Genomic DNA, 13,769 nt, shown 5'->3' with positions numbered 1-13,769 from the left:
TAAATCGAGAGGTCATAATGGATAACCGTAAATTGAGTCGCCTGCGCCGCTGGGCGCGGGAAGGGATCATTCTCATTCTGCTTACGCTGGCGGTTATGTGGGGCGTGGATCAATACCGAAAGCCGTCATTACCCGCCAGCTTTAGCGCAACGCCTATGCAGAGCATCGACGGTAACATTCACGATATCGCGGCGCTCAGCAAGGAGCGCCCCCTGCTGATTTACGTCTGGGCAACCTGGTGTAGCATCTGTCGTTATACGACACCTGCGGTCGATAAGCTGGCAAAAGAGGGCGGTAACGTCGTAAGCATTGCCATGCGCTCCGGTGACGATGCAAAGCTCGCTCGCTGGGCTGAAAAGAAAAACCTGAGTATGCCGGTGATTAACGATGCAAACGGTGCCGTGTCGCAGCAGTGGCAGGTGAGCGTAACGCCGACGCTGGTGATTGTGTCAAAGGGGAAAGTAGTCAGTACCACAACGGGCTGGACGAGCTACTGGGGATTGAAAATCAGAATGTAGTGGGCAGGCGTATAAAGATAACCCCTCTTCCGACGGAAGAGGGGTTTTGTATTACTTCGCGAGAACTTCCTGCGCGGTGCGCTCAACCAGCGACAGCAGGATTTTGATATCCTCCAGCGTCACGGTTGGGTTCAGCAGAGTCAGCTTCAGGCAGGTGATGCCGTTATGCTCGGTCACACCGACGTTTGCACGGCCGGATTCCAGCAGCGCATCACCAATTTTCTGGTTCAGCAGGGCGATGCCCGCGTCGTCCATCTGCACCTGGCCACGGAAGCGGAACAGCACGCTTGCCAGCTGTGGCTGCATAACCAGTTCCAGAGCAGGCTGCTCTTTCACGTAGGCCGCAACCTGCTGCGCCAGCGTTACGCCGTGATCGATGATCGCCGCGTATTGCTCCTGACCCAGCGCTTCCAGGCTCATCCACAGCTTCAGCGCGTCGAAACGACGGGTGGTCTGCAGAGATTTGGACACCAGGTTAGGCACGCCCGCTTCTTCGTCGAACTCAGAGTTCAGGTAGGCCGCCTGATAGCGCATCAGCTCATAGTGACGCGCTTCTTTCAGCAGGAACGCGCCGCAGCTGATGGTCTGGAAGAACTGCTTGTGGAAGTCCAGGGTGACGGAATCCACCAGCTCGATGCCGTCCAGGTAGTGACGATACTGATCAGACATCAGCAGCGCGCCGCCCCAGGCCGCGTCAACGTGTACCCAGATATTCTGCTTCGCCGCCAGTTCAGCAATGGCACGCAGCGGATCGATAGCACCGGCATCGGTAGTACCTGCCGTCGCGACGATGGCCAGAATCTGCTCCCCGTTCGCGTTGCACTGCTCGATTTTCGCCGCCAGATCGGTCAGATCCATGCGGGAGAACTCGTCGGTTTTCACCTGCACTACGGACTGGTAGCCCAGGCCCATCAGCGCCATGTTTTTCTGCACGGAGAAGTGCGCGTTTTCGGAGCACAGCACGCGAATTTTGCGCAGATCGCCCACCAGACCGTCCTGCTGAACGGAGTGGCCCTGACGCGCGAAGAATGCGTCACGCGCCAGCATCAGACCCATCAGGTTGCTCTGGGTACCGCCGCTGGTGAACACACCCGCGTCGCCAACCTGATAACCCACGCGGGTACGCAGCCACTCGATCAGTTTGATCTCAATAATGGTTGCGGACGGGCTTTGATCCCAGGAGTCCATACTCTGGTTAGTGGCGTTGATCAGCACTTCCGCCGCCTGGCTTACCACCAGGCTTGGGCAGTGCAGGTGCGCCACACACTGCGGGTGATGAACGGACAAGCTGTCTTTCAGGAAGAACTCCACGGCGCGTTCAATCGCCGCTTCGTTGCCCAGCCCTTTCGGGTTGAAATCCAGCTTAATACGGTCGCGCAGCTCCGCGACCGTTTTGCCCTGGTACATCTCAGGCTGCTTCAGCCACTGCATCACAGCCTGAGTGCTTTGTTCAATCGCCTGCTGGTAAGCTTCAATGCTCTGCGCAGAGGAGAACAAAATTGGGTTTGAATCTGACATCGTAATCAACTACTCCGGTTACGCCGGGCGAACGCCCGCAGCAAGCAGTGCCTGCTCGAATTTATCCAGGAAGATTTTCAGCTCTTCGTCGCTGATCAGCAGGGAAGGCAGCAGGCGCAGAACGATACCGTTACGACCACCACGCTCCAGAATCAGACCGGCTTCAAAGCACTTCTTCTGAATCAGCGCAGACAGCTCGCCGTCGCCAGGGAAGCAGCCCATATGGTCAGCAGCTTCGTGTGGCTTAACGATCTCGATACCGATCATCATGCCCAGACCGCGCACGTGACCGATGACCGGATAACGTTTTGCCATCTCTTTCAGCTGGCCTTTCAGCCATTCGCCCTGTGCAGCCACTTTGCCCGCGATGTTCTGGTCTTTCAGGATTTTCAGCGTCGTCAGGCCGGTTGCCATTGCCAGCTGGTTGCCGCGGAAAGTACCGGTGTGGTGGCCTGGCGCCCATGCGTCGAACTGCTTTTTGATACCGAGCACGGCCAGCGGCAGACCGCCACCAACCGCTTTAGACATCACGATGATGTCTGGCTCGATGCCCGCGTGTTCGAAGGCGAAGAATTTACCGGTACGGGCAAAGCCAGCCTGAACTTCGTCGAGGATCAGCAGAATGCCGTGTTCCTGAGTCACTTTACGAATGCGCTGCAACCACTCAGCCGGAGCCGGGTTCACGCCGCCTTCGCCCTGAACGGCTTCCAGGATCACCGCGGCAGGCTTACGCACGCCGCTTTCAACGTCGTTGATCAGGTTGTCGAAGTAGTAAGTCAGCGCTTTCACGCCCGCTTCACCACCGATACCCAGCGGGCAGCGGTACTCGTGCGGGTAAGGCATGAACTGCACTTCTGGCATCATACCGTCAACTGCTTCTTTCGGAGACAGGTTGCCGGTCACGGACAGTGCGCCGTGGGTCATGCCGTGGTAACCACCAGAGAAGCTGATGATACCGCTACGGCCGGTCACTTTTTTCGCCAGCTTCAGCGCCGCTTCAACGGCGTCGGCACCGGATGGACCGGTGAACTGCAGGCAGTACTCTTTGCCCTGACCAGGCAGCAGAGAGAGCAGATATTCAGAAAACGCGTCTTTCAGAGGCGTAGTCAGATCCAGAGTGTGTAACGGCAAGCCGCTGGTAATGACATTTTGGATGCTTTTCAGCACATCAGGATGGTTATGGCCAAGCGCAAGGGTCCCTGCGCCTGCTAAACAGTCAAGGTATTCTTTATTATCTGCATCGGTGATCCACACGCCTTCTGCTTTAGTAATCGCTAAAGGCAGTTTGCGGGGATAACTCCTGACGTTAGATTCAAACTCGGCCTGACGGGCCAGATAGGTTTCGTTGCTTTTGTGGGCATCTACGGTGTCAATACGGACTTTATCCGTCATCATATCACTCCTACAACCGCCGCTTCGCTATGAGCCACGATTGAATAAAAAGTTAAAAACAGATGGGGCCTGAAAAAAACGCCGCCAATATAGAGCCTTTTGTCACGGGGCTCAATGGTTAATTTGTTTACTGTTTTGTGACATGGAGCACAGGAGAGGCAATATCACCATTTTTAAAAAGAAAATTGCACTTTATTGGCAATAAAAACAATTGCTTATTCGGCATTTGTTCGGGTTGTTAAATGACAGAAAAGAGTGTGACAAATCGTGCCATTGGCTGACAAAAGAAGGGGGTATGCTGCCTTCATACCCCCTTATTTTTCCATCAACGACAAAAAGCGGTAGTCACATGGCGCGCGCAATGGAATCACGCATTAAAAATGGACTTTCAACGCGCGTCGTTTCCCGGTGTTGTGCTCCGTTAATAATGTGCAGGGCGCTCAGGCGACCAATTTCGTAGTGGGGCAACTGAACCGTTGAAAGAGGCGGCAAAAACAGCTCGCCAATGCCCACCATATTGTCATAGCCGATAACCGCGACATCTTCAGGGATGCGAAGCCCTTGCGCCAGCAGCGTCTGGTACACCATAAACGCGATACGATCGTTACCGCAGATAACAGAATCAAACCGCGGGATGCCGTTCCGGATACGCGCCAGCAATGCGGTCGGAATATCACGATAATGCTCATCCCCGTGCGCCATATACGCATGTTCCAGGCTGTCCGGGTCGATTCCGGCTTCACGGCAGGCGCGTTCAAGCCCCTGACGGCGCCGGGTTGTGGCCAGATGGCCCACAGGTAAATGCAGACACAGGGGCTGCCGATAGCCTTCCGCGAGTAATGCCCTGACGGCGGCGTACTGCCCCTGTTCATCATCCGGGATATAGCTGGCGACCTTTTCACCGACACTCTCACAGTTGGCCAGCACGCAGGGGAGGGTGAGCAGCTTGGCAGGAAGAGGAACCTGACGTAACCCCATCGTGGTGTAGATAATCCCGTCTGGCCGGTGGGAGAGCAGAAGATCGACAATGGCATCCGGATTGTCGTCAGCAAACATATTCATGACGAAGCTATTCCAGCCGTGCATCCTGGCCGTCTCTTCAATGGACAGCGTAATCTCCACCGAAAAAGGTGTCGTGACCGTATCGAGCGCCAGCACGCCTATGGTTTTAGGCGAAGCATTCGCGCCGCGTATTTTCTTGGCGGACAGATCGGGAACGTAGCTGGTTTGCTCAATAGCCCACTGTACGCGCGCCAGCGTTTCCGGTTTAAGGCGCTCCGGGCTGTTAAGCGCGCGGGAAACCGTCATCAGCGATACGTTAGCCAGCTTTGCGACGTCCTTCAGGGAAGCCATTTTCTTACTCCGTTAATGCTCTGTGAGAGGGTATACAACTAAGTCGCTGATGTAAAAGGAAGGCTGATGACCAGGTTAAGTCATGCTTACCTCAGTTATGAATTTATGATCGCGATCTCACTTCCATGATGTTAACGTTAACTTTCGTGATTAACATCTTAAATTTTCATCAGGCAGCATGAGAAAACATGGATGTTAACGTTACCATTGGGTCATTACTCCAACATGAGAATGCCATGATGAAAACGCATCACTCTCACAGCTATCCCTTACTGAGCGCATTACTGTTTTTCTTTTTTGTCACCTGGTCATCTTCCGGCTCGTTGCTCTCTATCTGGCTCCACCAGGATGTGGGGTTAAAAGCGGGGGATACGGGCGTTATCTATGCCGTGCTTTCCGTCTCCGCGCTGTTTGCTCAAATCTGCTATGGATTTATTCAGGACAAACTCGGCCTGCGCAAAAACCTGCTCTGGTTTCTGACCAGTCTGCTTATTCTTTCCGGTCCGGCCTTTTTGCTGTTTGGCTATCTGCTGCAAATTAACGTGTTGCTGGGCAGTATTTTCGGCGGGATTTTTATTGGCCTGACGTTTAACGGTGGGATTGGGGTGCTGGAATCCTATACCGAACGCGTGGCCCGTCAGAGCCAGTTTGAGTTTGGCAAGGCGAGAATGTGGGGATCGCTTGGCTGGGCGGCGGCAACCTTTTTTGCGGGGCTCCTGTTTAACATCAATCCGAAGCTGAATTTCGCTGTCGCGAGCTGCGCCGGGCTGGTGTTTTTTGTTTTGCTCGCGCGCCTGCGGGTCTCTTCCGCACCGCACGCCATGCAGGAAGCGGTGTCCGGTGGCAAGGTGACGCTGGAAGACGCATTGCGCCTGCTGACGCTGCCGCGTTTCTGGGCGCTGGTGTTTTTCGTTATCGGCACCTGCATTTACGGCGTTTACGATCAGCAGTTCCCGGTCTATTTCTCATCACAGTTCCCGACGTTGCAGGAAGGGAACGCCATGTACGGCTATCTCAACTCCTTCCAGGTTTTCCTTGAGGCGGCGGGCATGTTTTGCGCCCCGTGGCTGGTGAACCGCCTCGGCGCGAAAAACGGCCTGATATTCGCGGGAATGGTGATGGCAATGCGTATGGTGGCATCTGGTCTGGTTGAGGGGCCGGTGCTCATCTCCATTACCAAGCTGCTGCACGCGGTAGAACTGCCCGTATTGCTGGTCTCGGTATTTAAATACAACAGCTTACATTTTGATAAGCGACTCTCTTCCACGCTCTATCTGGTGGGCTTTGCCTGTACAAGCTCGGTGATTGCGTCTGTGCTGTCGCCGCTGGCGGGTTACAGCTATGAGAAATACGGCTTTGCCCAATCCTATCTCATTATGGGGCTGTTAGTGTTCAGCACCACGCTCATCTCCATCTTCCTGTTGCGCTCGGGTAAGTCTTCTTCTGACCCGCTCATGCCGCAACCCTCCACTATCTGACTGAAAAGAGTAAACAAATGATGTATTCCATTGCCAAAGCTGAACAATCATTACAGGCCAAACGCGGCGATCTTAACCTGCGCTGGTATCCGCGTTACCACCTCGCCGCGCGTGCCGGCTGGATGAACGACCCGAATGGTCTGGTGTGGTTTGACGGCTGGTATCACGCGTTTTACCAGCATCATCCGTACTCGACCCAGTGGGGGCCGATGCACTGGGGTCATGCGCGCAGCAAGGATTTAGTTCGCTGGGAACACCTCCCGGTGGCGCTGGCACCGGAAGGGCCAGAGGATAAGGACGGCTGTTTTTCCGGCTCGGCGGTGGTGGATGGCGATACGCTGGCGCTGATTTATACCGGCCACAAATTCCACGGCGATCCGGATGACGAGGCTAACCTTTACCAGGTGCAGTGCCTGGCAACCAGCCGTGATGGCGTCCATTTTACGCGGCAAGGAACGATCGTTGACACGCCGCCTGGGCTGCATCACTTTCGCGATCCAAAAGTGTGGCGGGAAGGGGATCGCTGGTACATGGTTGTCGGCGCGCGGGATGGCGAGACGGGCCAGGTGCGTGTTTACCGTTCTGACGACCTGCGCGAATGGCAGGATATGGGCGTGCTTGCGGTGGCTGAAAAAGAGATGGGTTATATGTGGGAATGCCCGGACTTTTTCACCCTCAATGGCAAACGCGTGCTGATGTTTTCACCTCAGGGGCTGGCTGCGGAGGGATTCAAAAATCGCAATCTTTTCCAGAGCGGTTACCTGCTGGGGGAGTGGCAGCCCGGCCAACCTTTCGTGCGTGAAGGTGAGTTTGTGGAGATGGATAGCGGGCATGATTTCTATGCGCCGCAAAGCTTCCTGACGCCTGACGGCCGCCGCATCGTTATCGGCTGGCTGGACATGTGGGAATCTCCCCTTCCGGAACAGCAGGACGGGTGGGCTGGCATGCTCTCCTTACCGCGCGAACTGACGCTAAGCGCGGATAACCGCCTGCAGATGCGGCCAGCCAGAGAAGTGGAAAGCTTGCGGGGAGCGTGGTTCCCCTGGCCGGTGAGCACGCTCAACAATCAGCAGATCGTTCAGGTGGAAAGCTGCGATGCGATGGAGGTCATTCTGCAGTGGGACTGTTCTAACAGCAGCGCGGAGCAGTACGGCATTCGTCTTGGCGACGGATTCCGTCTCTACGTTGATGCGCAGATGCAGCGCCTGGTGCTGGAGCGTTATTATCCGCAGTATGGCCTGTGCGGTACCCGAAGCGTCGCGCTGAATCTGAACGACACGCTAAGCCTGCGCCTGTTCGTTGACAGCTCGTCAGTGGAAGTGTTTGTCAATGAAGGGGAGGCGTGCCTGAGCAGCCGCATTTATCCTGATGAAGGGGCGCGCGAACTGGCAATGTTTGCCTGGACGGGAACCGCATCGCTTATTGATGCCGGGGCGTGGCAGCTAGAGTAATACGTTAAGGCCTGCGAATTAAAAAGGCGACAGGTGTCGCCTCTGTTTCTATTTAATCTTTGTTGCGTAGCCTTCGAACTTTCCTTCTTTACTTACCGCTAATTTGCCTTTAGCAGGATAATAAATGAAGGTGTATAGCCCTTGTGAATAAACTTTTGCCTGAGGCTCATTTTCATCCAGCGCGCCCAATACGCCATCGACATCCAGGATCTCGCCTTTAATTGTGATCTTCATTCCTTCCCATTTAAAGGCGTGTACCGCTTTGGCCGCCTGAGCATGTTGTTTCGCGTCTTTTTTAGCCCAGATACCCGTACCCGCTGCGGCATCACGCGCGTTCGCCCATGCTGCATTTTGTGCGGCTTCATTATAAGCATTCTGGCGATTTTGCTCAGCCAGGTAGCAGGTATCTTTGCTAATGCCCTGGCGCTCACATTCGGCCATGCGCTGAGCAGTTGAAGTACACGCAGAAAGCAGGATGGAAGCACCAGCTATTAATACCGCTAAGAGTGACTTTATCATTACGATGATACCTTTGGTGAAATATATTCTATAGAAGAAGGTTTAATAGCCGCAAATATAATAAGCCTGATACATAATACCTAACCATGCGCCAACGATAATAAGCATCAGGTACACTATTACAGAGATAACAATGTATTTTGTCATACTGGTTATTTATTAAAAGCCAATCCCTACGCCGACTGAAGCCCCCATATTATTTGCTGTGTCATCAGAGAAGCTCACTTTACCAACCATATGTTCGTTAAAGTTAACCGACGCCCCAACCTCTAACGCGCTTTCACCGTTGTAAGTCGCACCGCCAGCCGAGAACATCACGCGCTGATTTGTTTGCACCTGAGGTAAACCGGCCATCGCCATCGCGCCGCTGATACCTGCGTTTGCTTCTTTCTTGTTATTATCGACTTCCTCACGCAGCGATCTAAATTGCTGGCTAGTGTTGTTATTCAGAGCCTGTAATGTCTGTTTGGTCGCCTGCAGCTCCTGAGCCTCGGCCGTAACCGCATGACTATTAGTAGCGACTTTAGCCTGTGTTGCCGTGTCTACCTGCGTGCGTGTCACAGTGGTCATCACGCCATTTTTTCCATCTTTACCGTCTTTACCATTCGCTCCGTCATGTCCGTTAGTTCCGGCAACGCCCTGTGCGCCGGTATCGCCTTTCTCACCCTTAGCGCCGTCTTTTCCATCAACGCCATTAGTTGGTTTTGGTGCATTCTCAAGAGCTAAAAGGCGGCCATCTTGTATACCGTTAGTAGCTTCAACAGTTGCAAGGCGGCTATCCTGGACAGCGTTAACAGTTTCAATATTAGTAATTGCAGTTCCGTTAGTCAGCACGCCCTGTAACGCCGCATCACCTTTTTTATTAGCGGTGTCAGCAAGAGCGCCTGCTAATTTAGCTTCATGATCGACACCAGAGACAGAAGTCTGAAGAGAGGAAATATTATTGGCGTTAGTGCTGATATTACCATTACTTGCGTCAATCTCGTTTTGCATCCGCTCACGATCGCCTTGTAAGTTATAGATCTGCCCGTCTTGTTTTACATTTTCAGCTTTCATATTATCCAGATTATAAGCGGTATTGTCAGTCCCCTGGACCTGAATAAAAGAACCTGAATTGAATACGTTATCGTTAAGGTTTACGTTTACATCAGCTGCTTGAGTTACGTTCATAGAGCCAGTGAAAATAACACCAAATACAAAAGCAGTAACGGCATTTTTAACAACTTTCATTTGTAAAACACTCATCATTTAAAAAGTAAAAATGGGCAAGGCTGGCTATCCTGGCGTGTTGATGTAACGTCTGGTTACGCCCGATTAAAATAACGGAGTTACGTTAAATTTTGAATAAATCACTTAATTCGTAACGTGCAGTAACTATCAATTAATGCGAGCTTTTGGATATTGATCTAAATCATAAATGGCATGAATAGCCAAAGTGAATTTTTAAGAGGTGAAGGAAAATACCTCAATGTTTACATTAACTTATAAGATGAGAGGCCAAACGCGAGTTTCGCGGTAACCCCTTGATTGAGAGGCTAAATGTTTAGCGGGGTTAAACGGTTTGTGGATTACTTTATATTTCATTCGAAATAAGTTTTAATGATTAATGAAACGTAAAAGAGACTGACTGAAAGCGGAAAAAATTATGTTGTTCGAGCTATTTCTTATACGCTGAAAAAGTGGATGTTTTTTGGACGTTATGGAAATGTTATGGAGAATCGTTTCGGTTCAAAAGAGGGGCACGATAGCCCCTGTAATTATCAAGCTTGTTTCTTCTCGTTCCACGCATCTGAAAGCTGGATATTACCATCTCTGAATCGCCACGGATTTAACAGACAGCTCAGAGTCATTTATGGACTGACCCCACAACAGGACAAAGGCAATCTCACAAGCCAATAAACGCTTTATGGGAGTGTTGTTGATTGTCCTCGGTACAACAACTGATGTCACGACGATCACCAAACAGGACATTAAGCAGGTGATGGAAGTTGTTGAAAACCTGCCTAAGCGTGTTGTTCAGCCTTACCGTTCGATGACTGTCCAGCAATTGATTGAGTGCGATGATGTGCCGCCTGAAGACTCGGTTGGTGCGGAGTCAATCCACAAGCATCTGAAGATTTACCAATCGCTGTTCAAAACCTTCCTAACCGATAACAAAGACATCCTGGAGAAGTCTCCGACTGATGGTGCAGCGGCTGCGCCGTCCAAAGCGAGATTTGGCGCATATAGTGCAGCAGAAATGAGAAAATTTGTTGGCTGGGCGCTCAAGCAGCCTAACGGCAGGGAGAAATGGATCACGTTGCTGTTGGCATACACAGGAGCAAGAAGGGGAGAGATCGCCAAACTGGAGAAATCACAGATCAAGTATGACGAGGACAGCCAGCGGCATTATCTCCTGATAGCAGAAGGGGGCAGGGGAAAACCGAAAATGCAACGCGACAAGTTGCGATCCACCCCAAACTGATCGAGTGGGGTTCCTCGATTTCGTTAATCGTCAGTGGAAAGAGAAAATCTTCTCGCCTGTGTCGGGTAAGAACATGACGAAGATCGGCAGAGTGTTAGCTGACGTTCGCGATCAGCTTGGGATTCCGTGCCTTGATGATTATGGACAGAGGCGATTGGTGCATAGTTTCCGTCACACAATGATATCAACCTGTTTTGCTGGCTGGGTTGGTAACTTGTCGCACTTGCAACAGGTGGTTGGTCATGAGAAGAGCGGTTCAGGTATCATCCGGCGCTATCTGCATACATTTCCCTTATCTTCAGTCTGTTATGTAATTGACGGAATACAATGGGATTAGTGATACTACCTAAAATAAGAGCGCGGAGGGATCGCCTCCGCAACATTCATTCTTTTTCGCACTTATGCAATTTAATTACGCCATTGTTTGCATAAGATTGTACAAAATCAGGATCATTCACCCAATAATATTTGGATTTCTTTCTATCGTAAAATCCATTCCATCGCAATTCGCCATTTCGATTAACGATGTTTAATTCTGCCAGAGGCGTAGTTGAACTTACATTCTTCCAATCAAAATTCATTCCACCTCGGCCAAGATCAGCTACACTGTCGTAGAAAATATCAACTTTCTCTTTAGATATTTCGTTAGAATGAACATTGACAACAATCTGATTATCATTAACAACAAGTGGATTGATGTTTTTGTCAATAGTAATAGAAAAACCATCATCATCACAACTAGTACTCCACACTCCAAAGTTTGAGTCTGCATGGGTTGCTATTGAAATTAACAATAATGTAAAAGGCCAAGCTTTCATTATTCTGACTCCGCTGTTTTTGTAATATAACCAATGTCAAGGTGAAGATCTGTTTGTCCCTTAACTTCTTCATCCAGATAATAATTGTATAAAGAAAGTGCTTCAGACTTTGTTTTCGCTGGCTGACCATACCTTCCAGGCGGAAGACTTGCCCATTCATAACTTAAAATATCTAATGCACCATCAATGTCGCCGGACATGATTTTATCTAATGAATGTTTTCTTTTATATTTGAAAATTAGAACACAAAATTCATCCTGAGACTTTGGAGTGAAATCCGCAATACCGGCAACTGCACGGTGAGAGATCATTTTGGGATCATTCCAGGTGTACCCCATTACCTGATATGCACCTGCTGCTGATGAGGTTAAATTGCCCCTTGTAATCGAAATTTGCGGATGATTGCTAAAGTCTTTATGGTAGTCCTTAATAAAGGACTGTCCACCAAATAAAGTTTCATAGCCGGTTTCTCCAACAGTGCCTTCTCCGACTCGGAGCATACGCATGAATGCCCTTGCCCTTGCCTCTTCAAGGGATAATGAAGAAACACTTACTGCTTCAAGAAACACTATTGGGTGCATATGCCACAGAGCTTCATCGCTATGGATCTCTGGTACATCCTTCATCCACACCAGTTTATTGATGAAGTCACGGTTGAATAGTGCCAGATCAGGATATTTCTTCGCCTGTTCATCAAGCGCTGCCTGCCAAAGAGCTGATGTACCGTCTTCAAGCCATTCGCTGTGATGCTTCACCACCAGGCGTTGCACCTGATACTGGATATGTGGCTGACGGTTGTGCAGAAACCGCCACAGTTCACCTGCATCGATTACACCATCCTGGTTTGAATCCATCTGCTTTAGCAGCTTCTGATACTTTTCGGTGTAGCTGGAGGAATACATATCCCGTGTTTCGCCCCTGGCTAATTCTTCAAGACGTCCGAACGCTTGTCGTAGCCAGCTTTCTCTGGGAGTCTGGAAAATGCTCTGTGGGGCGTCCTCCTCTTCCAGAGGTATAAATCCCCGTTTTTCAAGATCAAATTGATTTGCCCTCTCCACATCTTCCGCCGCCATCCATGCCAGCTCGCCGGGAATGTAATACCAGGTTTTTCCGTCGGCCTCCAGTCGGCGGCACTGAGTTTCGGGAGTGTAACGCTCTGCTGTTGTTGGCGAAGGGTCATCGCCGACACCAGCCACGACAAAGGAATTATCTCTGTCACGATGCTGCCAGCGCATTTTATCCGCCAGAGTATGCAGTTCTGCGACTCCTTTTGTCACGCCAGCCTTATTTGTCAGAAAATCCTTCATTCTTGCATCCTGGCTGAATACTTCCAGATGACAGAAATACTGAGGATTGCCATACGGTTGTTCGTTCAGGCTAAGGTGACCTATAACATCCCCGGCCTTAATCGGAAGTGCATCTTCCACGGATACCGTTACGACCTCATTAAATACGCCATGTTTACGTGCTTCCTGCATCCACGCTGGTAATGTAATGTCTTGTCTCTTAACAAACTTATCCAACCCAGAAATCCAGCCAGACTCTCCGACAGATAATCCGGTTTTAGCTCCTTCGGGGACTGACACAACAGTAATGAAAATGAATGGAGCCGGTTTGCCGTTAAGAATAAAAGTCGCCTCTTGTTCAATCTCTACGACTGAACCGCGCGGTAATGTAGTATGCGTGTCCTGTGGAGCTTCATAGTGACGCAATGCATCGCGGGGAACGTTTATCCCCTGGGACATTCCGTTACGCATCCAGCCCGAAAATGTGTTGTCCTGACGGATTTTCAATGCGCTGGCGGTCACGGTGGCTGTCGGTGTGTCCGTAACCCCATACTCAGAAAGCGGAGCTATCTGCATCCACAGAGTGTAGAAATCCAGCGCGTTATTGGGTTTGTCCTTATCAGGGGTACAGGTTGACTTGATGAGAACAAAGGTGGTGCTGAACTTCAGCATCTTCTTTTTGAACGGTGCTGTCTGGTAATCATCATTTAATCGCCAGGCGACCACCTGACCATCAGCCATGCATTTCAGACCGTGGCTGTCGGGTTTAAATACAGCATTAGCCGCAAAACTGTCATAAATATGGATTCCACCATGCCAGTGTTCGGCCTTCTTCATCAACCAGTGAGTATCTCCCTCACTGCCCTGTAAGGCCTCCATGAACTCTGTTGCTGAACGATAGCCATCAACAGGCAATACCATTTTCATCCTTCTATCCCTAGGTTTATGATGGTTATTTGCTCATAATACACC

10 protein-coding genes and 1 pseudogene are annotated in these 13,769 nt (G+C 50.8%); 4 read left to right on the top strand and 7 right to left on the bottom strand.

The window, feature by feature from the left end; translation table 11 throughout:
• Window positions 1-17 precede the first annotated feature (17 nt).
• Window positions 18-518, top strand: a complete 501-nt coding sequence (locus OKF39_RS15910) for a protein disulfide oxidoreductase (RefSeq protein ID WP_479983138.1) — start codon at window positions 18-20, stop codon at window positions 516-518.
• Between the two features lie 51 nt (window positions 519-569).
• Here OKF39_RS15910 and OKF39_RS15905 read toward each other — a convergent pair whose 3' ends face one another.
• The 3 genes from OKF39_RS15905 to OKF39_RS15895 form a co-directional block, all read right to left on the bottom strand.
• Window positions 570-2,036: a pyridoxal phosphate-dependent decarboxylase family protein gene (locus OKF39_RS15905; RefSeq protein ID WP_479983137.1), complete on the bottom strand. Its 1,467-nt coding sequence runs from the start codon at window positions 2,034-2,036 to the stop codon at window positions 570-572.
• 18 nt (window positions 2,037-2,054) lie between these two features.
• A complete protein-coding gene (locus tag OKF39_RS15900; protein WP_014884533.1) occupies window positions 2,055-3,431 on the bottom strand; it encodes a diaminobutyrate--2-oxoglutarate transaminase in 1,377 nt (458 codons plus the stop codon).
• Between the two features lie 342 nt (window positions 3,432-3,773).
• Window positions 3,774-4,781: a LacI family DNA-binding transcriptional regulator gene (locus OKF39_RS15895; RefSeq protein WP_224065847.1), complete on the bottom strand. Its 1,008-nt coding sequence runs from the start codon at window positions 4,779-4,781 to the stop codon at window positions 3,774-3,776.
• A gap of 236 nt (window positions 4,782-5,017) precedes the next feature.
• Here OKF39_RS15895 and OKF39_RS15890 point away from each other — a divergent pair, with 236 nt between their 5' ends.
• On the top strand, window positions 5,018-6,259 hold the full coding sequence (locus OKF39_RS15890) for an oligosaccharide MFS transporter (RefSeq protein WP_479983136.1): 1,242 nt from the start codon (window positions 5,018-5,020) through the stop codon (window positions 6,257-6,259).
• A gap of 17 nt (window positions 6,260-6,276) precedes the next feature.
• Window positions 6,277-7,710, top strand: coding sequence for a glycoside hydrolase family 32 protein (locus OKF39_RS15885; RefSeq protein WP_479983135.1), 1,434 nt, complete (start codon window positions 6,277-6,279; stop codon window positions 7,708-7,710).
• Window positions 7,711-7,758: 48 nt separating this feature from the next.
• Here OKF39_RS15885 and OKF39_RS15880 read toward each other — a convergent pair whose 3' ends face one another.
• Window positions 7,759-8,229: a hypothetical protein gene (locus OKF39_RS15880; RefSeq protein WP_479983134.1), complete on the bottom strand. Its 471-nt coding sequence runs from the start codon at window positions 8,227-8,229 to the stop codon at window positions 7,759-7,761.
• Between the two features lie 159 nt (window positions 8,230-8,388).
• Entirely contained in the window at window positions 8,389-9,459 is a 1,071-nt protein-coding gene (locus tag OKF39_RS15875; RefSeq protein WP_479983133.1) for a YadA C-terminal domain-containing protein, read from the bottom strand.
• A gap of 637 nt (window positions 9,460-10,096) precedes the next feature.
• Here OKF39_RS15875 and OKF39_RS15870 point away from each other — a divergent pair.
• Window positions 10,097-11,030: pseudogene (locus tag OKF39_RS15870) on the top strand (site-specific integrase); the annotation flags it as partial.
• 46 nt (window positions 11,031-11,076) lie between these two features.
• Here the strand turns inward: OKF39_RS15870 and OKF39_RS15865 are convergent.
• Together OKF39_RS15865 and OKF39_RS15860 are read right to left on the bottom strand one after the other, a co-directional pair.
• Window positions 11,077-11,511, bottom strand: coding sequence for a hypothetical protein (locus OKF39_RS15865; protein ID WP_126818227.1), 435 nt, complete (start codon window positions 11,509-11,511; stop codon window positions 11,077-11,079).
• Window positions 11,511-13,724: a hypothetical protein gene (locus OKF39_RS15860; protein ID WP_479983132.1), complete on the bottom strand. Its 2,214-nt coding sequence runs from the start codon at window positions 13,722-13,724 to the stop codon at window positions 11,511-11,513. The genes OKF39_RS15865 and OKF39_RS15860 overlap by 1 nt, the downstream gene beginning before the upstream one ends.
• Window positions 13,725-13,769 lie beyond the last annotated feature (45 nt).

Source organism: Enterobacter cloacae complex sp. HYC042_NIDB (assembly GCF_056673315.1).
The sequence above is the reverse complement of the archived record's forward strand: the minus strand, read 5'-3'. Positions and strand labels throughout refer to the sequence as shown.